The 26,364-nt window shown below is 70.1% G+C and carries 16 protein-coding genes; 9 read left to right on the forward strand and 7 right to left on the reverse strand.

The genetic code is table 11. The annotated features are described in order from the left end of the window. Positions 1-29: 29 nt before the first annotated feature. On the forward strand, positions 30-923 hold the full coding sequence (locus ACWEIJ_RS41760) for a hypothetical protein (protein WP_449842838.1): 894 nt from the start codon (positions 30-32) through the stop codon (positions 921-923). Positions 924-965: 42 nt separating this feature from the next. Here the strand turns inward: ACWEIJ_RS41760 and ACWEIJ_RS41765 are convergent, their stop codons facing one another. The 3 genes from ACWEIJ_RS41765 to ACWEIJ_RS41775 are packed head-to-tail and all read right to left on the reverse strand — an operon-like array spanning position 966 to position 7,659. Continuing rightward, the gene (locus tag ACWEIJ_RS41765; protein WP_449842839.1) at positions 966-5,003 is read right to left on the reverse strand and encodes a TIGR02680 family protein; all 4,038 of its coding nucleotides are present in this window, start codon (positions 5,001-5,003) and stop codon (positions 966-968) included. Continuing rightward, entirely contained in the window at positions 5,000-6,190 is a 1,191-nt protein-coding gene (locus tag ACWEIJ_RS41770) for a TIGR02678 family protein (protein ID WP_449842840.1), read from the reverse strand. The genes ACWEIJ_RS41765 and ACWEIJ_RS41770 overlap by 4 nt, the downstream gene beginning before the upstream one ends. Continuing rightward, positions 6,187-7,659: a DUF2397 domain-containing protein gene (locus ACWEIJ_RS41775; protein WP_449842841.1), complete on the reverse strand. Its 1,473-nt coding sequence runs from the start codon at positions 7,657-7,659 to the stop codon at positions 6,187-6,189. The genes ACWEIJ_RS41770 and ACWEIJ_RS41775 overlap by 4 nt, the downstream gene beginning before the upstream one ends. Before the next feature lie 72 nt (positions 7,660-7,731). Between ACWEIJ_RS41775 and ACWEIJ_RS41780 the strand changes: the two genes are divergently transcribed. Continuing rightward, positions 7,732-8,664 carry a cobalamin biosynthesis protein gene (locus ACWEIJ_RS41780; RefSeq protein ID WP_449842842.1) on the forward strand — a complete coding sequence of 311 codons (933 nt, stop codon included), beginning with the start codon at positions 7,732-7,734 and terminating at the stop codon, positions 8,662-8,664. Here the strand turns inward: ACWEIJ_RS41780 and ACWEIJ_RS41785 are convergent. From ACWEIJ_RS41785 to ACWEIJ_RS41800, 4 genes are read right to left on the reverse strand one after another with little or no spacing between them, the layout of a single operon-like run. Beyond that, positions 8,572-9,390, reverse strand: coding sequence for an SURF1 family cytochrome oxidase biogenesis protein (locus ACWEIJ_RS41785; RefSeq protein WP_449842843.1), 819 nt, complete (start codon positions 9,388-9,390; stop codon positions 8,572-8,574). The two genes, ACWEIJ_RS41780 and ACWEIJ_RS41785, sit on opposite strands and share 93 nt — an antisense overlap. A 4-nt stretch (positions 9,391-9,394) precedes the next feature. Further along, complete coding sequence (locus ACWEIJ_RS41790; protein ID WP_449842844.1) at positions 9,395-9,943, reverse strand: DUF1349 domain-containing protein; 549 nt, start codon at positions 9,941-9,943, stop codon at positions 9,395-9,397. Positions 9,944-9,948: 5 nt separating this feature from the next. Next, a complete protein-coding gene (locus ACWEIJ_RS41795; protein WP_449842845.1) occupies positions 9,949-10,680 on the reverse strand; it encodes a fructosamine kinase family protein in 732 nt (243 codons plus the stop codon). Next, on the reverse strand, positions 10,659-11,111 hold the full coding sequence (locus ACWEIJ_RS41800) for a low molecular weight protein-tyrosine-phosphatase (RefSeq protein ID WP_355445665.1): 453 nt from the start codon (positions 11,109-11,111) through the stop codon (positions 10,659-10,661). Before ACWEIJ_RS41800 ends, ACWEIJ_RS41795 begins: the two co-directional genes overlap by 22 nt. Positions 11,112-11,175: 64 nt before the next feature. Here ACWEIJ_RS41800 and ACWEIJ_RS41805 point away from each other — a divergent pair, with 64 nt between their 5' ends. From ACWEIJ_RS41805 to ACWEIJ_RS41835, 7 genes are all read left to right on the forward strand, one after another. Further along, positions 11,176-11,382, forward strand: a complete 207-nt coding sequence (locus tag ACWEIJ_RS41805; protein ID WP_030472678.1) for a hypothetical protein — start codon at positions 11,176-11,178, stop codon at positions 11,380-11,382. Positions 11,383-11,419: 37 nt separating this feature from the next. After that, positions 11,420-12,415, forward strand: coding sequence for an Rv2231c family pyridoxal phosphate-dependent protein CobC (gene cobC / locus ACWEIJ_RS41810; RefSeq protein ID WP_449842846.1), 996 nt, complete (start codon positions 11,420-11,422; stop codon positions 12,413-12,415). Continuing rightward, positions 12,412-13,239, forward strand: coding sequence for a Nif3-like dinuclear metal center hexameric protein (locus ACWEIJ_RS41815; RefSeq protein ID WP_449842847.1), 828 nt, complete (start codon positions 12,412-12,414; stop codon positions 13,237-13,239). The genes cobC and ACWEIJ_RS41815 overlap by 4 nt, the downstream gene beginning before the upstream one ends. Then, entirely contained in the window at positions 13,236-13,973 is a 738-nt protein-coding gene (locus tag ACWEIJ_RS41820; RefSeq protein WP_449842848.1) for a zinc ribbon domain-containing protein, read from the forward strand. The genes ACWEIJ_RS41815 and ACWEIJ_RS41820 overlap by 4 nt, the downstream gene beginning before the upstream one ends. A 211-nt stretch (positions 13,974-14,184) precedes the next feature. Then, positions 14,185-19,098, forward strand: a complete 4,914-nt coding sequence (locus ACWEIJ_RS41825) for a LamG-like jellyroll fold domain-containing protein (protein WP_449842849.1) — start codon at positions 14,185-14,187, stop codon at positions 19,096-19,098. Positions 19,099-19,131: 33 nt separating this feature from the next. Next, complete coding sequence (locus ACWEIJ_RS41830; protein WP_449842850.1) at positions 19,132-25,806, forward strand: RHS repeat-associated core domain-containing protein; 6,675 nt, start codon at positions 19,132-19,134, stop codon at positions 25,804-25,806. 16 nt (positions 25,807-25,822) lie between these two features. Further along, a complete protein-coding gene (locus tag ACWEIJ_RS41835; protein WP_449842851.1) occupies positions 25,823-26,353 on the forward strand; it encodes a hypothetical protein in 531 nt (176 codons plus the stop codon). Positions 26,354-26,364 lie beyond the last annotated feature (11 nt).

Genomic DNA, 26,364 nt, shown 5'->3' on the forward strand with positions numbered 1-26,364 from the left:
CTGGGCGGCACGGCTGGCGTCTACAGAGCATGAAGAAATTTCGCCTGCTCGCCGCAGGCGTCACCGCAGCCGTCACGGCGACCTTCCTGGCGCCGATGCCCGCGAACGCCGATCCTCAGGCCGAGATCGCCCCGGATGCCAAGGCGGCGTTCGCCGTGTTCGACCGCAAGACCGGACGCACCACGATCGCCTGGGACGAGCACGCGCAGTTCCGCTCGGCGTCGGTGGTCAAGATCCTCATCGCGCTCGACTACCTGGAGAAGCGCGGCCCCGACGCCGAGATCCCTCCGGCCGACCTGGCACGGCTGGAGCCGATGCTGAGGTCGAGCGACGACAACGCGGCTTCGGAGCTCTGGGTCCAGGAGGGCTGGGAGAAGATCGTCGAACGCATGGTCGTCAAGCTGGGGCTTCAGGACACCGCACCGCCGGTCAACGTCGGGTTCTGGGGTTACACCGCGCTCAGCGCGGCCGACGTCGTCAAGATCTACCGTTACGTGCTCGACCAGGCGCACCCGAAGTTCCGCGATTTCATCATGGGCAACCTGCACAAGGCGACGAAGTGCGCGACCGACGGCTTCGACCAGTCGTTCGGCCTGCCGAGCGTCGTGCACCACGAGGTGGCCTACAAACAGGGGTGGTCGCGGTTCGGTGACACACCGCCGAAGCCCTGTGTCGAGTCGCCGAGGCCGCCGACCTACCCCGGTGTCGGCAAGGACGGTCCGATGGGCCAGAGCGCGCGTTCGGCCGCCGATGTCGACCTGACGCGTCCGGCGATGCACACCACCGGCACCTACGGGCACGACGACCGCAAGATCATGGTCGTGCTGACGCTGGAGCCGGTGGGCACCACCTGGGACGTCTCGGCCGAGCGGATCACCAGGCTCACGCGCGCTGTGCACCTGGCGGACCTCATCCTCGGCTGACCCGCTGCCGGTCCCGCGCCCGCGAGGGTGCGGGACCGGGCGCTAGGGGTCGATCCGGTCCAGCACCGCGCCGTCCCACGTCGTCTGCGTGCACGCGACACCGCGGCCGTTCTTGGGCCGCAGCACGTCGTAGATGTGCATGCGCGGGATCTTGTCGGACACGCCCCAGCCGCTCGGCCAGGTGATCACCCAGTCCATGTCGAGATCGACCAGCAGCCCCAGCATGCGCGCGATGGTCGGGTCGTCGAGCCGTTCGAACGCCTCGTCCAGCAGCACCAGGCGCAGCGGGTCGAACTCGTCGCTCACCGCGTCGTAGAAGCTCGCCGCCGCCGCGAACAGCGTCACGTACGAGATCAGCCGGGTCTCGCCGGACGACAGCTGGCGCAGCCGCCGTTCGCGCGGGTTGCCGTCGGGGCCGGTGTCGGCGACGGTCACCGTGAACTGGTGCCACGTCCGGTAGTCGAGCGCACGCGACAGGATCTCCGCGTAACCGCCGGAGTGCGTGTCGCGCTCGTTCTCGATCCGCTCGGTGAAGACGCGGCGCAGCGTCGCGTCCTGCTCGGGCGTGCGCTCGCCGAACGGCAGCCGGACGAGCGCAAGCGCTTGCCTGGTCGAGTCGTCCAGCGCGCTCGACGACTTCCAGGCCAGCTTGACGTGCACGCCCTGGCTGGACCGCGCCTGGCCGAGCACCTCGTTCATGCGCTTGGTGAGGTCCTCGGCGACGGTGATCTGGCCGCGCAGCCACTCGGCGAGGTCGCGGATCAGGTAGTCGGCGAAGATGCCCTGGTACTGCTCGTCGAGGAACCCGCGCTGCTCGGCCAGCTTCGTGGTGACCTGGCGGGCGGCGACGGCGACCGGCTTCGCGCCCTCCTCGCCGGTGACCGTCACGGTCAGCAGGCCCGCGTGCTGCTCGGCGGCGATGTCGTGGCTGCCCGCCAGAGAGGTCTGGAGGGCCTGGAGCTTGGCGATCACGGTCGCCTCCGTGCCGCCGCGCCGGTCGCCGTGCTCGGAGATCAGCGCGCGAACGGAAGCCTCGTCGGTGGTGCCGTCGTAGTTCGGGAACGCGGCTGCGATCAGACCCGGCGCACGCACGGTGGCCGAGAAGTTGGCCCTCGCCCGTTCCAGCCCCTCGGAAGCTTCGGCGACCTGCGTGGAGTTGTTCTCCAGCAACGCTTCCAGCTTCGCCGCCTGCTCCCGTGCGGTCGTGATGCTCTCGCGGACGCCCTTGAGGTCCTCGCGCATCTTCTTGCGCGACTTCTCCAGTTGCGTGAGCTGCTCGCTGATCTCCCTGGCCTCGCCGCCGACCGCCTCGGTCAGCTCGGCGAGCGTCCCGGCCTGGGCCGCGTGGTCGACGCACCGGGTGTCGGCGTCGGCCTCGGCGGTCTGCCGATCGGCGACGGCCTCGTGGTAGCGGTGCGAGGCGTCGGTGAGGTCGGAGATCGTGCCCTGGCAACGCCTGCGCACCGCGTCGCCGAGCAGGTCCGCGGTCCGCTGGGCCTCGCTCGCGGCCGCCTGGGCCTGCCGGAGCGCTTCGGTGTCCGAGGGCAGTCCGGCGTCGCCTGCCTGGCGGGTCAGCTCGCTTCGTGCCGCTTCCAGCCGTGCGTTCGCGTTCTCCAGGGCGTCCCGCAGCTCGAACGTGCGCTGCTGCGCCCGTGCCGCGGACTCCTCCGCCGCCTGGACGCGGCTGTGCTTCGCGATCAGCTCCCCGTCGCCGGGGAACGCCGCGACGTGCGCCTCCCACGTGGCGACGTGCTCATGGGCGCGCGCCAGTTCGTCCTCAGCGGTGCCGAGCTGCGCGCGCAGCTCGGCCAGTTCCTCTTCCAGGGCCGCGATTCGACGGCCGCGAGCGGCCTCTCGCGCGCCCGCACCGATGAACTCGGCCTCGGGCTTGACCCAGCGGCCGGTCAGCACGCCCGTGCGCCAGTCGCCCGTCGTGGTCATGTCGTCCAGCGACACCGCGCGCAACAGGTCGGCGACGAGCGACTCCGGCACCGGCGAACCCTCCACCGCCGGCACCAGGAACTCGGCGAGCGATCGGCCTTCGACGGCGTCCCGCGGGACGGCCAGGACGTCGTCGAGCTCACCGCCGTGCGCCGTCACCCAGGCGTCGAGCAGGCCGCTCGCCTGCAACGCCGCCTCCAGCCCCGCGCGTTCCGGGTCGGTCAGCGAGGGGGCGAAGTCCACCAGCCGGTAGAACGGAGCGCCCTTGGCGGTGTCGCGGCTCGCCGACGTGTACTGACCGGGCACGGGAACCCGCTCGTTGCCCGAACGCAGGCCGACCAGTTCCTCGTCGAGGGTGTCCAGGCGAGCGCGCAGCTCGGCGCGCTGCTGCGTGAACGCGTGCGCGGCGTCGCGGGCCGCCTGCACGAGAGGCCCCGCCCACTCGCGTGCGGTCGTGCTCAACGCCTTCGCGGCCGCGGGATCGGCGGTCTGCGGCAGGACCAGGGCCTCGGCGGGGCGTTCGTCGAGCAGCGGGCCGCTCGACGTCCAGGCCTCGACCTGCTCCAGCCAGGTCTGCACGACCTCGGCCAGCTCCTGCATCTCCTGGTTGCGCAGCGCGGTCGCCTCGGTCGCGCCGTGCTGGGCGTCGCGGGCCTTCTGCCGCAACGACTCCACCTCGCGCTGCTGCGAGTCCAGCCCTATCGCCTGCTCGTGCAGCGACAGCGCGAGCGCACTCCGTTGGCGCGCCAGGGAAGCGATGCCCGAGGTCTGGTCGACGACCGACGTGAGCGCGGCCAGCACGTCCTCCGTCGCGGCGGCGGGCGGCACCCGGCGTTCGATCGGCAGCGGCCCGGCCTCGGGATCCGGCTTGGCGCGCACCGAGTCCGTGGTCACGGTGGCCTCGGCGGGCGGGACCTGCGGCACGTCCGGTGCGAGGTCGGGGTCCATGCCCGCGAGCCTGAGGTTCTCGCGCAACGGGTCGCTCAACGCGTCGGCGGCACTCAGGTCCTCGGCCAGCCGCCGCAGGAGCCGCAGCACGTTGTCGACCGCGGCGTCCTCCTGGGCGCGCTGGCGGTGAGCCGTTTCGAGCGCGGCCACGGCCGAAGAACGCTTCTCCGCAACGAGGTTCTCGCGCGTCTTGAGGTCCTGGAGGTCGCGGAACGCGGGCAGTTCCTTCAGCGCCGCGATGGTCTCCTCGGCCTGCTGCTCGCCGGTCTCCATGTCGACAAGTGCCTGCTCGGACGCCGCGCGTTCCATCCGCGTGACGTCCAGCTCCTGCGTGAGCTTCGACTGCTCGCGCTGCAGCTTCGCCACCGACCTCTCGGCCGCGTCCAGCCGTTCGGCCGCGGACCGCAGCCCGCCGAACGCGTAGTCGCTGTAGGTCTTGAGGAACGTGCCCAGCGCACTGTCCGCTGAGGACAGTCGCACGATGTTCTCGCGGATCGACTCCAGGTCGTCGAACGACGTCGCGAGCTGCTCGACCATCGCCTGGTCCAGCGGCGGCAACGCGTCGGACAGGATCTGCTCCAGCTGCCCTTCCAGCACCTTCAGGCCGACGTCCGGGTTGCGCAGCGTCCGCTGGAGGTGCAGCAGGTCGCCGTAGCGGGCGGCCGGCACGCCGTAGACGGCATCGGCGATCTTCGCGCGGAACGCCGGTTCCTCGAACATGCAGTCCGCGCCGATCAGGTCCCGCAGCTGGGCAGGACCGTGCGGGACGCGCTCAGGACCCGCCAGCTGCAGTTCCGTGCCGACGCGCATCGGCGTGACGAACCGCCACGAGTCCGTGATCGCCTGCGAGGTCTTCGACGCCTTCACGCCGAGTCCGCACGTGAGGTACTCGTTGCCGGAGTGGTCGGCGGCTTCGCGGATCAGCTCGACCCAGGCGTAGCCGATGCGGTTGGGGCCGCCGTCGTAGTCGTCCAGCATGAGGCGCCGGATGCTGACCGTGTCGAAGCCCTTCGAGCCGAGCTGGCGCAGGTCGCCGTCCAGGCACAGCGGCAGCAGCAGCTCCAGCGTGCGGGACTTGCCGGAACCGTTGGTGCCCTGGAAGATCGCGCGGCCGCCGGAGAAGTCGAACGTCTGCTCGGTGTACTGCCAGATGTTGACCACGCCGCCGCGGTGCAGCCGCCACCTGCTCATGACACGTTCTCCTCATCGAACAGGGACCAGCTCGGTACTTCAGGCACCACAACGGGTTCCGGTTGTTCTCGCTCGGGGTCGCCGTCCGGGGACGGCAGCCAGCGGTGCGCGGCCGCGCTGATCGACCAGCCTTCTTCGCACGGCACGGCCAGTCCCATGCGGCGCAGCAGTTCCGTCACCTCGGCGACCAGCCGGTCGAGGTCGTCGGTGAACTGCTTCGACCACGCCGCAGGGTAGTCCTCCACGAGCCGGGCGCAGACCTCGCGGATCCGTGCCGCGGTCACCACGTGCCGTGCGGGCGGATCTTCCGAGTCGTCGTCGACCAGGTCGGGCAACGCCAGGAGCGCGATGCGCGCGACCGTGGAGACGCCGGGGAACGACAGGTCGGTCAGGAAGTCCTCGGGGTCGGCGGCGAGCACGCCCTCGACCCGGCACTCGGTGTGGAGGCCGAACGCCTGCTCCAGCAACGCGGTTTCCTTGCGCTGGTTGCGGCGCAGCCACTCGGCCTGCTCGTCCGGCAGGTCCGCGTAGAGCACCAGCGGCGTCTCGACGAGCTTGCGCCGCACCGCGTGCTCGACGCCGCGCGGGCCGGGCCGGGCGGCGAGCTCGATCAGGTGCGCGGGGCTCTGCGCCTCCCCGACCGGACCCGTGACGAGCTGGCCCAGCAGGTCCGTGTCGATCGTGATCAGGGCTTCCTGCGGGATCATGTCCTGCGCGACCGAACCCTCGGTCTCCTGCAACACGCCCAGCGAGACGAGGTGGCGCAACGCTGCCGTGAGCGCACGTCGTTCGGTGACGTCGTCCGGTGCGTCGATGCCCGCTTCGACCGCGGCGGAACGGATGTCGGCCACGAGCCGGGACAGCAGCGTCTGGCGGCCGATGCCGGTGAGCACGGCGAGGGTCAGCGCCAGGTAGGCGTAGCCGCGCGGCGACATGCTGAGCACGCCGCGGGTGTCGTCGTGGCCGGGACCGGACTTGTAGAGCCGCGCGAACCGGCGTTCCACGACGAGCCGGTAGCCGAGCAGGCCGGCGAACAGGTCCTGCAGGACAGCGCGGTGCCGGTAGACGAGGCTGAGCAGCTCGCCGTCCGGGCCGTCCTGCCGCAGCAGCGGCCTGCGCAGCAGCGTCCGGGCGCACCGCACCACGTTGGCGGCGTCGATGTCGGAGAGGTTGTCCAAGTGGTTCATCGCTTCAGTGCCACCGTCGCGTCGTGCAGGGTGAGCGTCCCGGCGGCGGAACGGATCTGCGTCGTGGTGCCGTGGGCGATTTCCAGTTTGAGGCCGCGCACGGGGTCGCTCGCCGAACCGCTGTCCCGCGGGGAGTCGCGTTGAGCCATCGCGAGCGTCAGCAGCTCGCAGAAGACCTCCAACGCGCCGTGCGTGAGCGTGGTGTTCTCCAGGTTCCCCGCGGCCTTGGTCAGCTCCGCGACGTGCCTCGCGCGGATCTCGTCCGCCTCACGGGCCTCCGCGAGCAGCGACTGCTCGGTCATCGGGTCGTCGAGGATCCGCGACGGACGGCCGCGCGCTCCCCGGTCGCCCCTCGTCCGCACGGACACGGTGACGTCGCAGACCGGGCCGTCGCGCCACGGCGTGCGCTCGTTGTCCGAGTCGTGTTCGGGCGCGGGGGAGAGGTGGCGGGCGGAGTACAGCCCGAACGCCGACGCGTAGATCCCGTGGGCTTCTTCTCTGGTCGCGTTGTCGAACCAGCTCGCGAGCTTCAGCAGTTCGGCGCGCCTGCCGGGGAGCAGGCCTCCTCCGGACGTGGCCCGCTTCACGCTGGCCAGCAGGCTGCCGATCGCGCGGGCCGTGGCCTCCCGCAGCGCCGTGACCTGGCTCGGGCGGCCGGGGCGGTCGACGAACCAGTCCGTCAGCTCCTGCCAGTCCTCCGGCGTGCGGCCGCGGGCGCGTTCGACGCTCGCACCCAGGTCGGTGCTGAGCAGGCGCAACAGCTCCGACCGCGCCTTCGTGAGGCCGGCCAGGGCTTCGGCGATCGGCGGCGTGTACTTCAGCACGTCCTCGACGACCCGCTGGATGTACTCGACCAGCAGGTTGCGGAAGCCCGCGATCTCGTCCGGCGCCAGGTGGTTCCGCGTGACGACCTGGCCGAGGTAGGCGTAGAAGTCGCGCACGGTCGCGGCGAGCTCGGCGTGCTGCAGGAACAGGGTGGTGACGCGTTCGGCCAGGAGCTCCTTGGTCCGCTCGCCCTCGTTGAGCAGGGCGACGGACAGGCTGCCGCCCAGCTCGTTGAGGCCGCGTTCGATGGCGGGGAGGAGTTCTCTCGACACCTCGCGGGCACCCTCGGGGACCCTGAGCAGCTCGTCGACGTCGCGTTGGACGCGGACGGCGAGCTTCGAGACCTGGTACCGGACGCTGCCGTGCTGGAACTCGGCGATGCTGGCCGCCACGACCTCGCGCCGGCCCTGGACCAGGTTGCCCCACTCCACCAGCTGCTTGAGGCGGTTGATGACGTTCTCGATGCGGCTCTCGCCGGGTTCGACGCGGCCTTCCCGCTCCTGACCCGCCAGCGCTCCGGCGACCTCGCCCGCGGACAGGTCGGCCAGCAGCGTGGAGGTGAACAGCCGCATGATCGCCAGGTACGTGCGCTGGTGATCGCGCGCGTCCAGATAGGCGTACAGCTTCAGCCGCTTGTGCTCCACGACCGGCCACCCTAATGCGCGCGGTGTTGTGATGCGGCGCTACCGTGCCTTCGACGAGCTGGGGAGGATGCCGTGGGCGCGGGGCGCGCGTTGGGGTTGTTGCTGGGCGTGGCGGCGGACGCGGTCCTCGGTGATCCACGCCGATTTCACCCGGTAGCGGCATTCGGTTCCGCTGCTTCCGCGTTGGAGAAGCGCGTCTACGCCGACTCGCAGGCCGCCGGCGCCGTGTACTCGGCCGTCCTGGTGGGCGGAACGGTGGCGCTCGGCGTGGCCGCGGAACGCGCCGCCCGCCGCCACTGGCTGGCGCAGGCCCTGACCACCGGCCTCGCCACCTGGGCGGTGCTGGGCGGCAGCTCGCTGGCCGAGGAGGGCACCTCGATGGGCCGCGAGCTCGACTCCGGCGACGTCGAGGCGGCCCGCGCCCGCCTGCCTCATCTCTGCGGCCGTGACGCGTCCCGCCTGGACACCCTGGGCCTGGCGCGCGCGACCGTGGAATCCGTGGCCGAGAACACCTCGGACGCCGTCGTGGCACCGCTGCTCTGGGGCGCGGCCTTCGGCGTGCCCGGCCTGCTCGGCTACCGCGCCGCCAACACGCTGGACGCGATGGTCGGCCACAAGTCCCCGCGCTACCTGCGCTTCGGCTGGGCGTCCGCCCGGCTGGACGACCTGTTGAACCTGCTGCCGTCGCGGTTGGCGGCGCTGCTGACGGTAGGCGGTGCTCCGGTCGTGGGCGGCTCGGCCTCGCAGGCACTGGAGACCTGGCGCCGGGACGCCTCAGCGCACCCGTCGCCCAACGCGGGCCAGGTCGAGGCCGCCTTCGCCGGCGCGCTGGAGATCCGGCTCGGCGGCCGCACCGTCTACGCGCACGGCGTCGAGGAGCGCCCGGTCCTGGGCCACGGCCGCAACCCGGACTCAGGTCACGTGACGCGTGCCGTGGAGCTGTCCCGCGTCGTCGGCTTCGGCGCCGCGTTCGTCAGCGCCGTCATCGCCTTCTTCCGCAAGTAGCTCGGCGATCGACTTCTTCTTCGTGCGGCCTTCGTAGAGCACGCCACCCGGCCGTGCCTCGCGGATCGTGAAGTACAGCCAGCCACCGACCGCCATGACCCCGAACGCGATCCACTGCAGCGCGTAGGAGAAGAACGGCCCGGACTCGAGCCGCGGCAACGGCAGCGTGTCGAGCCCGCCCGGCTGGTTCTCGATCAGCTGGAAGTAGCCGGGCTCGATGTTCGGCCCGACGGCCTTGTTGTTGATCGAGTAGATCTGCCGTCTGCCGTCCTGCTCGAACGCGGGCGTCTCGTTCGACTCGTTCGGCCTGGCCAGCCCGATGACGGTGACCTCACCGGTGGGCGGCTGGTCGAAGCTCGGCGGCTTGATGCCGTTGACCGGCCGCACGTACCCGCGGTCGATGAGGACCGTCTTGCCCGTGGTGGTCTCGAACGGCGTGATGACCTCGAACGCGGCCTCGCCGAGCACGGTCCGCAGCCGCGCGAGCGCTTCCAGTTCCGGCAGGTAGCGGCCCTTGAGCTCGACCTTCTGCCACTCGTCGTGCTGCGCGCCGAACGGCACCGGGTCGCTCTTCAGCGACTTGGTGATGGCGGCGTTCTGCGCCTGGCGCTCGTCGTTGCGGCCGAACTGCCACGGGGACAGGAAGTAGATGCAGGCACCCGCGAACACCCACACGGCCAGGGTCAGCGCCAGCCAGCCCGGCTTGAGGAGGAACTTGAACCGCACGTCCTCACGGTAGATGCGTGAGCTGGACCTCGTGGAACTGGGTCGCGAACCCCTCACCCTCCGGGCTCGCCGCCATGACCCCGACCTTGGCCTCGACCCCTGGCGGGAAGTACGCCTTGCGCAGCACCGTCGCCGGCACCTCGTCCCCCACCCCGTACCGCACCCACACCGCGTCGCCCCGGCGCTCGGCCGAGATCGTGAACCGCTCGAACGGCGGCACGACCGCCAGGTTCCAGTCCGAGAACCCGCGCGTCACCACCGTGCTGGCCCGCACCTTCCCGTCGAACACCTCGACCCCGGCCTTGATCCAGTTCTCGTCGTCGACCAGCAGCCCGACGCCGGCGTGGTCGTACTGCGCCGCGTACTCGCCGCTGAAGGTCGCCGTGATGGTGAAGTCGCCGGCCAGCGTCACCCCGTAGAGGTGGCCGTTGTCGCGGATCACGCCGTTGCCGGTGAGGCGCCAGAAGTCCGACGACGGGTCGGCGTGCACGGTCAGGGGATCGGTCGACCACTTCCGCGGCTCGTTGAGCCACGTCCACCCGGTGAGGTCCATGCCGATCATCCTCGCAAAGCGGCCCGTGCCGCCGCCACGGCTTGCGAGCGGTAGCCGCCGCCGAAGAGGACGGCGTGCACGAGCAGCGGGAACAGCTGGTGCAACGGCACGCGCGCCTGCCAGCCGTCGGCCAGCGGCGCCACCTCCTGATAGGCGCCCAGGACGTGGTCGAGGAACGGGCAGCCGAAGAGCTGTAGCATCGCGAGGTCGCTCTCCCGGTGCCCGCCGTGCGCCGCGGGGTCGATCAGCCACACCTGGTCGTCGGCGCCCCACAGCACGTTGCCGCTCCACAGGTCGCCGTGCAGCCGCGCGGGTGGTTCCGGCGGCCCCGCGAGCTCGGCGATCCGCGAGCACACGGTGCTCATGTCGATGCCCGCCTGCGCCGCGTAGGGCTCGATGCGTTGTGACGCGAACCACTCCGGCCACGACGGTGCGGGCTCGTTGCGCATCGGGGCCATGCCGATCGTGGCCTCGCGCGGGCCGCCGGGCGGTGGCGCGCCGAACGCCGGGGCGCCGGCGAGGTGGAGGGTCGCCAGACGGCGGCCGAAGGTCACGGCCGCCTGAAGATTCGGCGTGCCGTGCGGGATCTCGTCGATCACCAGCACGCCGTCGTCGCAGGAGTGCACGGACGGAACCGGCGGGCCGCCGGGAACGCGCAGCCACCGCAGGCCGGCCGCTTCGGCGGTGGTGGCCCGAGGTGACTGGCGTTTCGTCCTCAGAGCTGCTCGCGGACCCATGCGACCAGCCCCGGCATCGCGGCCTCGATCATGGCCAGGACCTCGGAGAACCCGGAGTCGTCGCCGTAATAGGGGTCGGGCACGTCCACGCCGTCGGCGTCCGGGTCGAACGAGCGCAGCAATCGGACGCGATCAGGGTCTGCCATTCGGCGCAACGAGCGCGCGTGTCCGGAGTCAAGTGCGATCAGCAGATCGGCGTCCAGGTGCTCCGCGCCCACCTGCGCGGCCACGTGGTCGGTGGGGTATCCGTTGTCCGCCAACGTCTTCAACGCCCGCGGGTCGGCCGGGTCACCGACGTGCCACCCACCGGTGCCGGCGCTGGACACGGTGACGAAAGACGACAATCCTTCGCGGGACAGCCATTCTCGGAACACGAGCGCTGCCATGGGGGACCGGCAGATGTTGCCGGTGCAGACAAAGGCGACCTTCACGCGCCACACGGTAACGCTCAACCGCTGTCACAAGATGTACGGACAAACGACATGGAGGCCGCCCATGCAGACCGGTACCGACGTGCCCCCGCAACGGGAGATCATCGGGTGCACCGACGCCCTCGGGCGCCGTCGTGCGTTCGAGGTGTACCTCAACGAGAAGGGTCGCGTCTGCTTCCGCACCCCGCCCGGTGAGTCCGCGCAGCTCGACGCCTTCCAGCTGGACGAGCTGATCAGCCACCTCACCGAGCTCCGCCGCTACATGCAGTGACGCGCCGGTCTGAGCTGGTCGCCTAGAATCTCGGGCGATGACCAGCCCAGACCTGCGCCACCACGGTGACGTCGACGCCGCACCCGGCCTCGCCGACTTCGCCGTCAACGTGCGGGTGCCGCGCCCACCGCGTTGGCTGCGCGACCGGCTGGCCCAGGCGCTCGACGACCTCGGCCGTTACCCCTCCAAGCAGGCAGAAGAGCGCGCACGTGAGGCCGTCGCACGCCGTCACGGGCGCTCGCCTGACGAGGTTCTGCTGCTCAACGGTGCCGCGGAGGGCTTCGCGCTGCTGCCGAAGCTCTCACCGCGCCGCGTGGCGATCGTGCACCCCGGCTTCACCGAGCCGGAGGTGGCGTTCCGCGACGCCGGAATCCCGGTCGAGCACGTGCTGCTCGACGGCGGCTTCACGCTGTCCGAGACCTCTGTGGACGCTGACCTGACCGTCGTCGGCAACCCGACGAACCCGACGTCGGTGCTGCACTCGCGGGCCGCCCTCAAGCGCCTGCCCGGCAGGCTCGTCGTCGACGAGGCGTTCATGGACGCCGTGCCCGGCGAACCGGAGTCGCTCGCGCACGACCCCGACGTGCTGGTGCTGCGCAGCCTCACCAAGACCTGGGGCCTCGCGGGACTGCGCGCGGGCTACCTCCTCGGCGACCCGGAGACGCTGGCCAGGCTGGCGCACGGCCGTCCGCACTGGGCCGTCGGCAGCCTGACGCTGGAGGCGATCACGGCGTGCTGCGAGCCGGAGGCGCTCGAAGCGTCCGCGCGGTTCGCCCGTGAGGCGCAGGAGCACGCCGCGTACGCCTTGGAGCAGCTCCAAGACCTGGTCGTCGTTGCGCCGAAAGCGCCGTTCGTGCTGCTCAGGGTGCCTGAGGGCACACGGCTGGCGTTGCGGGACAAGGGGATCGCGGCACGGCGCTGCGACACGTTCCCCGGTCTCGACGACACGTACCTGCGCGTGGCGATCCGGCCGCCGGAGGAGTTCGCGGTGTTCGTGGACGCGTTGCGGGTAGTGATGGAGGAACTGGCGTGAAGCTCGCCGACGTGATCGCGGTGCTGGAGTCCGCGTATCCGCCGAAGACCGCCGAGCAGTGGGACGCGGTCGGCCTGGTGTGCGGTGACCCGGCCGAGGAGGTCACCCGCGTGCTGGTCTGCGTGGACCCGACCTCGTCCACAGTGGACGAAACCGTCGCGGCGGGCGCGCAGCTCCTGCTCGCCCACCACCCGCTGCTCCTGCGCGGGGTCAACGGTGTTCCGGCCGACGACCCCAAGGGGGCGTTGGTGCACAAGCTGATCCGGAACGGCGCCGCCTTGTATTGCGCGCACACCAACGCCGACAGCGCGTTGCCGGGCGTCTCGGACGCGCTGGCGAAGGCCATCGGGCTCGCGGTCACCGGCCCGCTCGAACCGGCGGAGCCGTCGGGCGACACCGGCACGGGTCGAATCGGCGAGCTGCCGGAGGCCGAACCGCTGCGCGTCTTCGCCCAGCGCGTGGCCGACGCGCTGCCCGCCACCGTTCAGGGCGTCCGCGCGGCCGGCGACCCGGAACGCCTGATCAAGCGGGTCGCGGTGTGCGGGGGCGCGGGGGACGGCTTCCTCGCGACCGCGGCTCGGGCGGGCGTCGACGCCTACGTCACGGCGGACCTCCGCCACCACCCCGCGAGCGAGCACGTCGAGTCCGGCGGACCGGCGTTGGTCGACGTGGCGCACTGGGCCAGTGAGTGGCCGTGGTGCGAGCAGGCGGCCGAGATCCTGCGGGAGGCCTTCGGCGGTAGGGTCGAGGTACTCGTCTCCACCCGCCGGACCGATCCGTGGACCGTCGGGGCGGCGAGCTCAGCAGCAGGAGGACATGCGTGAAAGCCGATCCCGCAGTGCAGCGCAGGCTGCTCGACCTGGCCGAGGTCGATGCCGAACTGGCGCGTGTCACCCACCGTCGCCGCACGCTGCCGGAGATCGCGGAGATCGCCGAGGTCGAGCAGCTGGTGCGCGCGAAGCAGGACGCGCTGGTGGCGGTCGAGACGACGCTCGGCGACCTGGACCGCGACGTGAAGCGCCAGGAGACCGAGATCGACCAGGTCCGCGCCCGCGAGGAACGCGACCGCAAGCTGATGCAGTCCGGCTCCGTCGGCGCCAAGCAGCTCACCGACCTCGAACACGAGCTCGCCACCCTCCAGCGCCGCCAGGGCGTCCTCGAAGACGACCTGCTGGAGCTGATGGAACGCCGCGAGGCCGTGGAGGCCGACGCCTCCTTCGCCCGCGTGGAGCTCGACAAGGCCCGCTCGACGCTGGAGGCCGCCACCGGCCGCCGTGATGCCGCGCTCGCCGACCTCGAAGCCGTCGAGACCAGGCGCACCGCCGACCGTTCGACGATGGCCAAGGGCTTCCCGGACGACCTGCTGAAGCTCTACGACCGCCAGCGCGAGCAGCGGGGCATCGGCGCGGCCCTCATCCAGTCCCGCCGCTGCGGCGCGTGCCGGATCGAGCTCGACCGCAGCGCGGTGTCGAAGGTGAAGGAAGCGGCGGCCGACGAGGTCGTGCGCTGTGAGGAGTGCGGCGCCATCCTGGTCCGCACCGCCGAGTCGGGGCTCTGACCTCCGACCCCTCATTTGACGGCGAACGAGGCGCCGTCGCGTGATCTTGTGGATCAGGTCACGTGGCGGCGCCTCTTGCCATCCCTGCATTCGCCGTGCATGCTTCCGCGGAGCTTGACACGTAACGCGTGTTGTCGGGGGACATGCGCGGATGCCTGGGGGCCTCACTTTGATTCGCGCTTCGAGAGCGCGCGGCTTTGCGCTGCGCACATTGCTGATCTCGGCGGCCGTGCTGCTGCCGGGCGTGCACGTTCCAATCGCCGCGGCGGCACCTGAATGCGTTGAGTCGCAACAGACTCCGCAGGCCGCCACCGAGCTGGCCAAGCGCTGTGGACAGCGCGTGGAGATCATGTCGCTGCGGTCGGAGACCGCGCAGACCTTCGCCAAGCCGCAGGGCGGCTACACGACCGAGGAGTCGGTCGAGCCGCGCTTCGCCCGCAGGGCCGACGGCTCGTGGGCCCGCGTCGACACGACCCTGCGCGCCACCGGCCAGACGGTCACGCCGGCCGCGGCCGTGCTGCCGGTCGAGTTCTCCTCGGGCGGCACCGGTCCGGCCGCGAAGCTGCGCGACGGTGACCGCGAGCTCGCGATCACCTGGCCGTTCGGGCCGTTGCCCAAGCCGGTGCTGTCCGGCGCGGACGCCACGTACCCCGAGGTGCTGCCGGGCGTCGACCTGAGGCTGACCGCGTCGCCGCAGGGCTTCTCCGAGGTCCTGGTCGTGAAGAACCGCGAGGCCGCGAAGAACCCCAAGCTCGCCAAGGTCACGTTCGGGTTCGCGACGAAGGGCGTCACGGCGCACGCGGCCGCCGGTGGCCTGGAGGCCAAGGACACGGCCGGCAAGGTCGTCTTCAGCTCGCCGGCACCGACCATGTGGGACTCCGGCCAGGAGGCGGTCGCGCACGTCGGCGTGCTCTCGAAGTCGGCGGTGGAGGCCAAGAAGAAGCGCACGGCGACCATGCCGGTGACCGCCGCCAACGGCGAGCTGACCGTCACCCCGGACGCCGCGCTGCTCAACGAGGCCCAGTACCCGGTCATGATCGACCCGTCCTGGTCCGGCAGGTTGCTGGACAACGCGTGGACGCTGGTGTCCAGCAAGGACCCCGGCTCGGTGTTCTGGCAGGGCCGCAACAACCAGGGCCAGGACTACCTGTCCGACGCGGGTGACAAGGGCGGTGCCGGAACCGGTCTCATCTGCGACAGCGTCTCGTCCACCGGCGCCTGCCTGAGCTCGACCTACACCGTCCGCTCGTACTTCCGGATGGACATCTCGGGGGTCAAGGGCAAGCAGGTCACCGGCGCGTCGTTCCGCATCGAGCAGCGGTGGGCCTTCACCTGCAACAACGGTGGTTCGAACGCCACCGTGCGGGTCGCCAACGAGTTCAGCGGCTCCACGACGTGGAACAACCAGCCGGGCTGGTGGGACGACAACTGGGCGTGGTCGAGCGCGGCCAACCGCAAGGTCGGCGCGACGCACAACTGCGCCGGGCCGGGTGACGTCGAGTTCAACTTCACCGGAGTGGTCAACCACGCCGCGAACAACGGCTGGAACAACGTCACGGTCGTCATGCACGTCGGTGAGGGCAGCGTCAACAACTGGAAGCGCTTCAACGCGGGCAGCGCGGTCCTCGCCATCGACTACAACTCGATCCCGAACACGCCGGACCAGATCACCGTCGACGGCAAGGGTTGCGCGACCGGCGCCGCCCGCCCGCTGGTGCCCACCGCGACGCCGACGATCCGCGGCCGGGTCAGCGACCCCGACGGCGGCGACACGATGACCGCCCGCTTCGAGTGGCGGCGCATCCGTCCCGACGGTTCCCGCGCGACCATCGCCCACGTCGACAACTCGCCGTGGGGAAACGGCACCACCGCCCAGTACACGGTGCTCAAGCCGGACACCCTGCCCAACGGTGTCGTGGAGTGGTCCGACAACCTCGTCGGCACCGGTGACTGGGACAACGACGGCAAGACCGACCTGCTGATCCGCGACCTCGACGGCTACCTGTACCTGCTGCCCACTGTGGACACTCCGGAGGGCAGGAGGTCCGGTGACCGCGTGGACATCGGCCTGGGCTGGAACGGCTTCACCATCGCCGGTGTCGCGGACTGGGACAACGACGGCAACCTCGACATCATCGCCCGGTGGGACGCCACGGGTGACCTGTACCTCTACCCCGGAGAGGGCAAGCGCGCCCCCTCGGCCCAGAGCCGGGTGCTGATCGGCTGGGGCTGGCAGGGTTACGCCTTCGCCGGCATCGCCGACTACGACCGCGACGGCAACAAGGACACGATCGCCAGGGACCCCGACGGCGTGCTGTGGCTGTACCCCGGTGACGGCAAGCGCCAGGCGCCGCAGGCGGACCGGGTGTCGCTGGGCTGGGGCTGGAACGGGTTCACCTACGCGGGCGTCGCCGACCGCACCGGTGACGGCAAGCCGGACATCTTCGCGTACTGGGAAGCCGACGGGACGATGTACCTGTACCCCGGCAGCGGTACTCGTGCGCCCTACACCGGTGACCCCGGTCGTTACGTGATCGGCACGGGCTGGCAGGGCTCGACCCCGCGCACCGTGGCCGACCTGAACGGCGACGGTTCCGTGGACATGGTCGCGCAGGTGCCGTTCTCCACCGACTGGTTCTTCTACCCCGGCGTGGTCGGCACGCAGCCCGGTCCGGAGAAGACGACCATCGCGGGCCGCGGCATGACCACCGGCAGCTACGAGTACCGCATGACTGCCTCCGACGGCCGCGTGTGGGGATCGGCTTCCAGTTGGTGCGAGTTCACCATCGACAGGACCGCGCCCGACGCGCCGACGTTCGGCTCTTCCGTTTACAAGACCTCGGGTTGCCCGGCGGAAGGCTGCGGTTCGGTCGGCATCGCGGACACCTTCACGTTCGCCAGCACGTCGACCGACGTCGTGAAGTTCAAGTGGGGCTTCACGGATTCACCCTCGGCGGAGGTGGCGGCCGGCACTCCGGTCCGCTGGACGCCGCCGTCGTCGGGCCCGAAGACGTTGTTCGTGGAGGCCTACGACAAGGCGGGCAACTTCACCCGCAAGTCGTTCCAGTTCACGGTCGCGGGCGCCAAGGTCAACGAGGCGTCCTGGTTCAACGGTGACGATCCCGCGGTGGACGCCACGGGCAACGGTCACGACCTCGCGGTGAGCGGTGTCGACCCGGCTGCCGCGGGCCGCACAGTCGGTGGGCAGACGTCGGTGGGTTTCACCGGCTCGAACACCGCGACGACGGCCAAGGTCGTCGACACGAGCAAGGGTTTCTCGGTGTCGGCGTGGGTTCGTCTCACCGATGACACCGCGAGCCGCACGGTCGTGAGCCAGCAGGGTTCGGTGGCTTCGGCGTTCAAGCTCGGCTACGACTCCGCGTCGCACAAGTGGAACTTCTCGCTGGCGGAGAGCGATGCCGCGAACACCGTGCAGAAGACCGCGGTGTCCGACGCGGCCGCGGCCAAGGACGTGTGGACGCATCTGACCGGCACGTACGACAGCCTTGACCGTGAGGTCCGGTTGTACGTGGACGGTGCGTTGCAGCGCACGATCGCTGTGGTGGACAACGGTTTCAGCGCCACTGGGCAGCTGCGGATCGGTCAGGCCTGGCAGGGTCAGCTGGCGGAGGTCCGTGCGTGGAACCGCACGATCACTCCGCAGGAGTCCCTGTCCATGGCCGACGCGGCGCAGGCCAGCGGTGTCGGTGAGTGGAAGTTCAACGAGAACAGCGGTTCCGTCGCGTTCGACTCCTCGCCGTACGCCCGTGACTTCAAGCTGAACCTGGCCGGTGGCGCGTCGTGGGGCCAGGGCGTGGCGGGCGCTGGTGGTCTGGCGCTCAACGGCACCAGCGGCTCGGCGAGCACGAACGAGTCCGTGCTGAACACCGCGCAGTCGTTCTCGGTCGACGTGTGGGCGAAGCTCAACGACACCGGCACGGCCAGGACCGTCGTGGTGCAGCGTGGTCCGTCCACTGTGGACCCGTTCGCGTTGAAGTACGACGGTGCGCAGTGGTCGGCGGAGATGCCGAACGCGTCGTCGAACCCGTCGACGTGGTGGCGGGCCAAGGCGGACGCGGTCGTGAACACGTGGACGCACCTGGTGGCGGTGTACGACGCCAGTGCGCGCACGTTGAAGCTGACCGTCGGCTATCAGAACAGCCCGGACACGCTGAAGAGCACCGTCACCGGTGTGGTGGGCTGGAACTCCACGGGCGTGTTGTCGGTGGGCCGCAGCAGCGCGGGCGAGTTCTTCAACGGCTACGTGGACGAGCTGAAGACGTTCCAGGGAGCCCTGGCTCCGGCCGCCCTCCCGGCGACGCCCCGCACCGGTTCGTCGGTCTCCGGTGACGCCCTGGCCGAGATCATCTCGGTGGACGCCGACGGCACCGTCCGCGCGTTCCGCAACGACGCCGGCGGCTACCCGTACAACGCGCAGAGCATCGGCTCGGGCTGGACGCCGGACCGCACGTGGTTCGCGGACATCGACGGCGACGGCAAGTCCGAGATCATCGGCGTGACGACGGACGGCACGATCAAGGCGTTCCGGAACGTCAACGGCATGAACGGCTTCCCGTTCATCGACCCGATCGTGATCGGCTCGGCCCCTGGCGAGACCAAGCGGATCAAGTTCGCCGACGTCGACGGCGACGGCCGCGCGGACCGCATCTCCCTCGACACCGACGGCAGGGTCCGCGTCTACCGCAACCTCTTCGGAATGAACGACCGCGGCCAGTCCACGGCGTTCTCGACCACCCCGGTGATCGTCAAGGTCACGACGGCGGCGCCGGAGGCCATCCGGTTCGCGGACATCAACGGCGACGGCAAGGCGGAGTTCATCACGGTGAACGCCGACGAACGCCAGACCGTCTTCGCCTACCGCAACCTCAGCGGCCTCGGCTACGGCACCTACGACACCCCGCAGGAGATCGGTTCCGGCTGGACCTCCGACCGCACCTGGTTCGCCGACATCACCGGTGACGGCAAGGCCGAGATCGTGATGGTGCGCCCGGACGGCTCGGTCTGGTCCTGGACGAACTACCGGGGCCTGGACGCGTTCCCGTACGCGGAGAACAAGCAGGTCGGCGCCGGCTGGTACGAGCCCGCCCGCGTCTTCTTCGGCTGACCAGTCCTCTTCACACACTTCTGGAGTTGTGCCATGCCCACAGCCCTGCCCAGACGCGGACTGGCCGTCGTCCTGGCCGCGTCGCTCATGTCCACCGTCCTGGCCGCCACCCCTGCTCTGGCGGCCCCGTACAAGCCACCGGCCCCGCAGAAGGAACGCGTCGTCGCGGGTTCGCTGACCGAGCTGAGCAAGAACGAGGACGTCCGCACCGGAAGCCCCTTCAAGGGCAGCGCTCCGGTGTGGCCCAAGGCCGGCGTCGCCGAGGTCGACGCCATCGCCGGCACACCCGCGAAGGTCGCCGGTACCCCGTTGGCGGTCGCGGCGGCGGACACCGAGACCGCGAAGGCCAGACCCAAGGTCAGGGTCGAGACGTTCGACCGCGACCGGACCAGGGCCGCCGGAGTGGAAGGCGTGTTGTTCCGGGTGACCGGTGGCGCGGCCAAGCTCGACGTCGACTACTCGTCGTTCCGCTGGGCCTACGGCGGTGACTGGGCCTCGCGGCTGCGGCTCGTCGAGCTGCCCGAGTGCGCGTTGAAGACCCCGGAGAAGCCGGAGTGCCACAGCAAGCCGGTGCCGTCGACCAACAACACGGCCACGGGCAAGGTGACCGCGACCGAGGCGACGCCGTCCAGCGGCGCCCTGATGGCGTTGTCCGCGGGTACGTCCAGCGGCTCGGGCACGTACTCGGCCACGAGCCTCTCGCCGTCGGCCACCTGGTCATCCGGTAGCAACACCGGTGAGTTCACCTGGAACTACTCGCTTCGGATGCCGCCGTCGCTCGGTGGCCCGGCGCCCAAGCTGGCGCTGGCCTACTCGTCGGGCAGCGTGGACGGCCGGATGGCCGCGTCGAACAACCAGCCGTCGTGGATCGGTGAGGGTTTCGAGCTCGGTGCGAACTTCATCGAGCGCCGCTACATCTCCTGTGCTGACGACATGGCCAACGGTGCGCGGAACACCACCAAGACCGGAGACCTGTGCTGGCGCAACGAGAACGCCGCGCTGTCGATGGAGGGGCACGCCGGCGAGCTGATCAAGGAAGCGGACAACCGCTGGCGGCTGCGCAACGACGACGGCACCCGCGTCGAGTTCCGCACCGGCATCGACAACGGCGCCCGCAACGGTGAGCACTGGGTGGTCACGACCACCGACGGCACTCAGCACTGGTTCGGCCGCAGCAGGCAGTCGACGCTGAACGTGCCGGTCGCGGGCAACCACGCGGGCGAACCGTGTGCTGCCAACGCGTTCAAGGACTCCTTCTGCTCACAGCCGTACCGCTGGAACCTCGAATACGTCGTGGACCTGCACGGCAACACCATGACGTACAGCTACGACAAGGAAACCAACAAGTACGCCCGCAACAACACCGAGACGGACCTCGCCGACTACGACCGCGCGTCGGTCCTCAAGCAGATCGACTACGGCACCCGCAACGACCGCACCGAGACCGCTCCGATGCAGGTGGTCTTCGAGTCGGCCGACCGCTGTCTCGCCGACTGCGGCACGAAGGACGCCGTGAAGTGGCCGGACGTGCCGTGGGACCAGGCGTGCGACAAGAGTCCGTGCCGCACCGGCTCCCCGACGTTCTGGACGACCAAGCGTCTCGCGTCGGTGACCACCAAGGTCGGTGGCAACGCGGTGGAGAAGTGGACGCTGAGCCACTCGTTCCCCGACCCCGGTGACGGCACGCGTGCCGGCCTCTGGCTGGACAAGGTCGCCCACCAGGGCCTGGTCGGTCAGACCACGACCATCCCGGACATCAGGTTCACCGGCATCCAGCTGAGCAACCGCGTCGACACCCATTCCGACCAGTACGCCGCGATGAAGTGGTGGCGGCTCAAGACCATCCACACCGAGACCGGTGGCCGAGTCGACGTCACGTACTCGGACCCGGACTGCGTGGCCGGCTCCCGGATGCCGAACCCGAACGCGTTGCAGGACAACAACCTGCGTTGCTACCCGGTGCACTGGACACCGGAGGGCAACACGACGCCGATCTGGGACTACTTCCACAAGTACGTCGTCAAGAGCGTCACGGAGACCGACCTCACCGGTGGGTCGGTGCGGGTGCTCACCCAGTACGAGTACGTCGGCGACCCCGCCTGGCACTACTCCGACGACGACGGCTTCATCAAGGCCGAGGACAAGACCTGGTCGGTGTGGCGCGGGTACGCCGCGGTCAGGGCGATGAAGGGCGATCCCGGTGAGCAGACGCTGACCGAGACCCGTTACTTCCGCGGCATGCACGGCGACAAGCTCCCGTCGGGAACCCGCAACGTCCCTGTTCCCGCCATCGCCGTGGGCAACGTCCCCGCCACGTTCGACGAGGACGTCTACGCCGGCATGCCTCGCGAGGAGATCACCTACAACGGTCCGGGTGGCGCCGAGGTGTCGGCCACCGTCAACGAACCGTGGCGTTCCGAACCGACCGCGACCCGCACGATCAACGGCATCACCACGTACGCCCGTTATGTGGACGTGGCCGGCAAGCACACCCGCATCGCGCTGGACGGTGGCCGCGGCTACCGCACCACCAGTTCGACGACCGAGTTCGACCAGACCTACGGTCAGCCGTTGAAGTCCGAGGACCGAGGCGACGACGCGGTCACCGGCGACGAGAAGTGCACCCTGCTCGACTACGCGCGCAACACGTCCACCTGGCTGGTCACCACGGTGTCGCGGGAGCGGGTGTTCCAGGTGGACTGCGCCAAGGCGCAGGCGGGTAGCGGTCTGCGGGACGCCGACGTCGACGCGGACGGGAAGACCTACTACGACAACCAGGCACTCGGTGTCGCACCGACCAAGGGCGACATCACGAAGACCGAGGGCCTCAGGTCGTACGTCAACGGGACTCCCGACTACCTGACCGAGAAGACGGCCGAGTTCGACGCCTACGGTCGCGTCACGAAGCTGACCGACCTGAAGGGCACGACGACCACCGCGTACACCCCGTCCGCGGGCGGTCCCGTCACCCAGGTCGCCGCCACGAACTCGCTGGGCTGGGTCACCACGACCACCAAGCAACCCGCGTGGGACCTGCCTCTGTCCGTTGTGGACTCGAACGGGCGGCGCACCGACATCACCTACGACGGCCTGGGCCGGACCACGGCGGTCTGGTTGCCGGGCCACGACAAGAGCGTGCAGCCGGCCGACAAGACGTTCTCCTACCTGGAGCGGACGAACGGGCCGGTCGTCGTCACCACGAAGTCGATCAACAAGGACGGCCAGTACAACACCTCGCACCAGCTGTTCGACGGTCTGCTGCGGCCGCGCCAGACGCAGAAGCTCGACTCGTCCGGCACCACGACGAACGCGGTCGTGACCGACGCGTACTACGACTCGGCCGGCCGAGCCGTGCGGTCGAACAACGCCTACCTCGCAACCACCGGCCTGAGCACCGAGCTGTTCACGCCGACGGACACCATCCCGTCGGCGACCGTCACCACCTACGACGGGGCGGGGCGGCAGATCGCGGAGATCCTCAAGAAGAACATGCCGGTGGCCAGCCCCGGCGGCGAGGAGATCTCCCGGACCACCACCTACCACGCGGGTGACCGGACCGACGTGACCCCGCCCGCCGGTGGCATCGTGTCCTCGACCCTGGTGGACGTCCTCGGCCGCACCTCCGAGGTGCGTCAGTACCGCTCCGGTTTCGCCGCGGGAAGCCCGAACGGCTTCGACGCGACGAAGTACACCTACGACCGCGACGGCGCCCTGACCAAGGTCGTCGACCCGACCGGCAAGGTGTGGGAGTACGGCTACGACCTGATGGGCAGGCAGGTCCGCGCCGTGGACCCGGACAAGGGCGTCAGCACGTCCACCTACGACGACGCCGGGCAGCTTCTGTCCACAACGGACGGTCGCGGCAAGACGCTCGCCTACACCTACGACGCGTTGAGCCGCAAGACGAGCATGCGGGACGGGAGCGCGACCGGCCCGTTGCGTGCCGAGTGGTTCTACGACGTGCTCGCCGACGGCACCAGGGTCAACGGCCAGCTGGTGAAGTCCGTGCGGTACGGCGAGCTCGGTCAGTACGTCAAGGAGAACATCGGCTTCACCGGTGACTACCAGCCGACGGGGACCGACTTCACGGTGCCCGAGGGGGAAACCGGCCTGGCCGGCACTTACTCCTACGTCTACACCTACAACTCCGACGGTTCCCTGTTCACGACGCGCGTTCCCGCGGTGGGCGACCTGCAGCGCGAAACCATCGAGAACGGGTACGACGCGTTGGGGCAGCAGACCACGCAGCGCAGTGGTTACGGCACCAAGGCGCAGACCGACCTGGTCACCGCCACCGCGTACACGTCGTTCGGTGAGCTGGCTTCCTACCGGCTGCGCAACAGCGGTGGCAGCACCGTGGACGTCACGCGCAACTACGACCAGTTCACGCGTCGTCTCAACCAGATCTGGACGACGAGGCAGACGGCGCCGACCGACGTCGCGAACGTGTCGTACAGCTACGACCCGTTCGGCAACGTCACCCGCGTCGCGGACTCCGTCAGCGCGGACACGCAGTGCTTCCAGGTCGACCACCTGCGCCGGTTGACCGAGGCGTGGACGCCGGCGTCCGGTGACTGCGCCCCCGCACCGACCGTCGCGGGTCTGGGCGGACCGTCGAAGTACTGGCAGTCGTTCACCTACAACACCGCCGGCGACCGCACGAAGCTCGTCGAGCACGGCACCAGCGCGGGCGACCGCACGACGGACTACACCCCGACGCCCGGCAAGCACAGCCTGGCGGGCACGTCGACCACCGACACCGCGGGCGTCCGGAGCACCTCGTACACCTACGACGAGTCGGGCAACATGCTGACCCGGCCGGCGCCGACCACCGGCACCCAGACGCTGACCTGGGATCCGGAAGGGCGCATCGCGACGACGGTGGACGACACCGGGGCCACGTCGTACGTGTACGACGCGGACGGCAACCGACTGGTCCGGCGCGATCCGGCCGGCCGCACCCTGTACCTGCCGGGTCAGGAACTGCGTTACACGGCATCGTCCGGCGCGAAGTCGTGCACGCGTTACTACACGCACGCGGGCCAGACCATCGCGATGCGCACGTCGACCGGACTGACGTGGATGTCCTCCGACCAGCACGGCACGGCGGAGAACACGATCAACGCGCTGACCCAGGTGGTGTCCACGCGCCGCACGCTGCCGTTCGGCGAAGTCCGCGGCGGTACCGGCACCTGGCCGTCCAAACTGGACAAGGGTTTCGTCGGCGGCACGCTCGACAACACCGGCCTGACGCACATCGGGGCACGTGAGTACGAGCCGGCCACCGGCAGGTTCATCTCGGTCGACCCGGTGATCGACAACGCCGACCCGCAGCAGATGCACGGTTACGCCTACGGCAACAACAACCCGTTGAGCTACGTCGACGCGGACGGGAAGTGGTCCATCGGCGGTGCGTTCAAGGCGGCGGGCAGCGCCATCGGCAGCGCCGCCAAGGCGGTCGGCAGCACCGTGAAGACCGCTGTGGTCAACACGGTCAAGTCCATCAAGGAGGACCCGCTCAAGTTCGCCACCGGTGTGGTGGTGGGCGCGGTCGCCGCGGTGGCGGTCGGCGCCGTGTGCGCCACCGGTGTCGGCTGCCTGATCCTCGCGGGCGCGGTCGCGGGTGCCGCGGCGGCGGGTGCCGAATACGGCACGGACGTCGCACGTGGCCGCAAGGAGTTCAGCGTCGGCGAGCTCGGCAAGGAGATGGCGATCGGCGCCGCGGTCGGCGGCGTCACCGCCGGTCTCGGTGTCGTCGGCGGCAAGGTGCTGAACAAGGCCCGCCAAGCCATGCGCAGGAACGGTGACAAGCTCGCCGACGACGTGGCCTCGTCACCGCCGTCCAAGCCCAGGAGCTGCAACGCGCACAGCTTCGCTCCCGCGACGCCGGTGGTCCTCGCGGACGGCACGACGAAGCCGATCGAGGACGTCCAGCTCGGTGACGAGGTCCTCGCCACCGAGCCGGCGACCGGCGAGACGATCGCCCAGCCCGTGACCGACCTGCACCGCAACGTCGACTTCGACCTGACCGACCTCGACGTGAAGTTCACCGACGGCCGGGTCGAGACGGTGCGGACCACCTGGACGCACCCCTTCTGGGACAACACCGAGCACCGCTGGGCGTTCGCCTCCCAGCTGGTCCCCGGCCACGAGTTGCGCACCGCCGACGGGTCGTTGATCCTCGTGCAGGCTGTTCGCAACCGCGTGGGCAACAAGGTGATGCGGGACCTCACGGTCGCGTCGTTCCACACCTACTACGTCGCGGTGGCCGGCGTGCCGGTGCTCGTGCACAACTGCAGCACGGAACCTGGCCAGGGCAGGTGGGAACCGAACGCGCTCGGCGGGGACGACCCGATGGAGCTCCAGCAGGCGAGGGAGATCTGGGAGGAGCACGGTGGCGACGTCATCGGGCAGAAGGTCAAGAACGAAGCGGGCATCGACGGGTGGCACGACAACGGCGTCCCGATGACGCTCAAGGCCGTCAGGTCGACGAGCACCGGCGTCAACCCCGTCCTGAACCAGCTGACCAAGGCGGCCGCGCAGGTGGCGAAGAGCCCGCACCGCGGCGTGCACCTGTTCATCCGGGCGCCTTACACGAGCCTCGAGGTGCTGCAGTCCATCCAGAAGATCCAGCATCTGCTCGCCGGCGCGCTCTTCTCGAAGATCACCGTTCGGTACCACGGTGGCAAGTGGGCTGACTTCGACTAGTAGGCAGGCAACAGGCATGTCCGTGGAATGGACCGTCGAAGACGGCGGAGAGTTGTCCGTCGGAGCGTTCTTCGACGCATTCGCCGAAACCGTGCACGCCCTCACCGGCGCACGGCCGAGCTGGGGCGTCGTCCGGGGAGACCTGGCCGGCAGGCAGGTCGAACTGACCTCGGACGACGACGTCCTCCAGGTTCGGGCGATCACGACCCACGACGTCTACCTCGACTTCACCGTCGAGGTGGACGGCAGGGCGGCCGTCTTCAACCTCACTCTCGCCTGGTCTCTGGGCGAGGACGAGGAGGAACGGCACGACCTGACCTACGGCGGGACCACCGCGCTGTCGGGCGAAGCGTCCTTCGTGGTCGCGTTCGCCGCGGCGTGCGCGTTGAGCCTGTGCATCGGGGGCGAGCTCTCCGGTCCCGGGCTGACGCACAACCACGACCGGGAGAGCGTGGCGCGTGTCGTCCGGGAGCTCACGCAGTCCTCGCCGGACGTGGCGGCGAACCTGCAGCAGGTCAGGGCGAGGCTGCGGCAGGTCCACGAGTGATCGGCGGTGCG

The organism is Lentzea sp. NPDC004789, from assembly GCF_053601075.1.

Bases quoted from the DNA above. Each gene is read 5' to 3' on its own strand.
- ACWEIJ_RS41770 (WP_449842840.1), bottom strand. From the start codon at position 6,190: ATGAACCACTTGGACAACCTCTCCGACATCGACGCCGCCAACGTGGTG.
- ACWEIJ_RS41795 (WP_449842845.1), bottom strand. From the start codon at position 10,680: ATGGGTCCGCGAGCAGCTCTGAGGACGAAACGCCAGTCACCTCGGGCC.
- cobC (WP_449842846.1), top strand. From the start codon at position 11,420: ATGACCAGCCCAGACCTGCGCCACCACGGTGACGTCGACGCCGCACCC.
- ACWEIJ_RS41835 (WP_449842851.1), top strand. From the start codon at position 25,823: ATGTCCGTGGAATGGACCGTCGAAGACGGCGGAGAGTTGTCCGTCGGA.
- ACWEIJ_RS41830 (WP_449842850.1), top strand. From the start codon at position 19,132: ATGCCCACAGCCCTGCCCAGACGCGGACTGGCCGTCGTCCTGGCCGCG.
- ACWEIJ_RS41765 (WP_449842839.1), bottom strand. From the start codon at position 5,003: ATGAGCAGGTGGCGGCTGCACCGCGGCGGCGTGGTCAACATCTGGCAG.
- ACWEIJ_RS41760 (WP_449842838.1), top strand. From the start codon at position 30: ATGAAGAAATTTCGCCTGCTCGCCGCAGGCGTCACCGCAGCCGTCACG.
- ACWEIJ_RS41790 (WP_449842844.1), bottom strand. From the start codon at position 9,943: ATGGACCTCACCGGGTGGACGTGGCTCAACGAGCCGCGGAAGTGGTCG.
- ACWEIJ_RS41805 (WP_030472678.1), top strand. From the start codon at position 11,176: ATGCAGACCGGTACCGACGTGCCCCCGCAACGGGAGATCATCGGGTGC.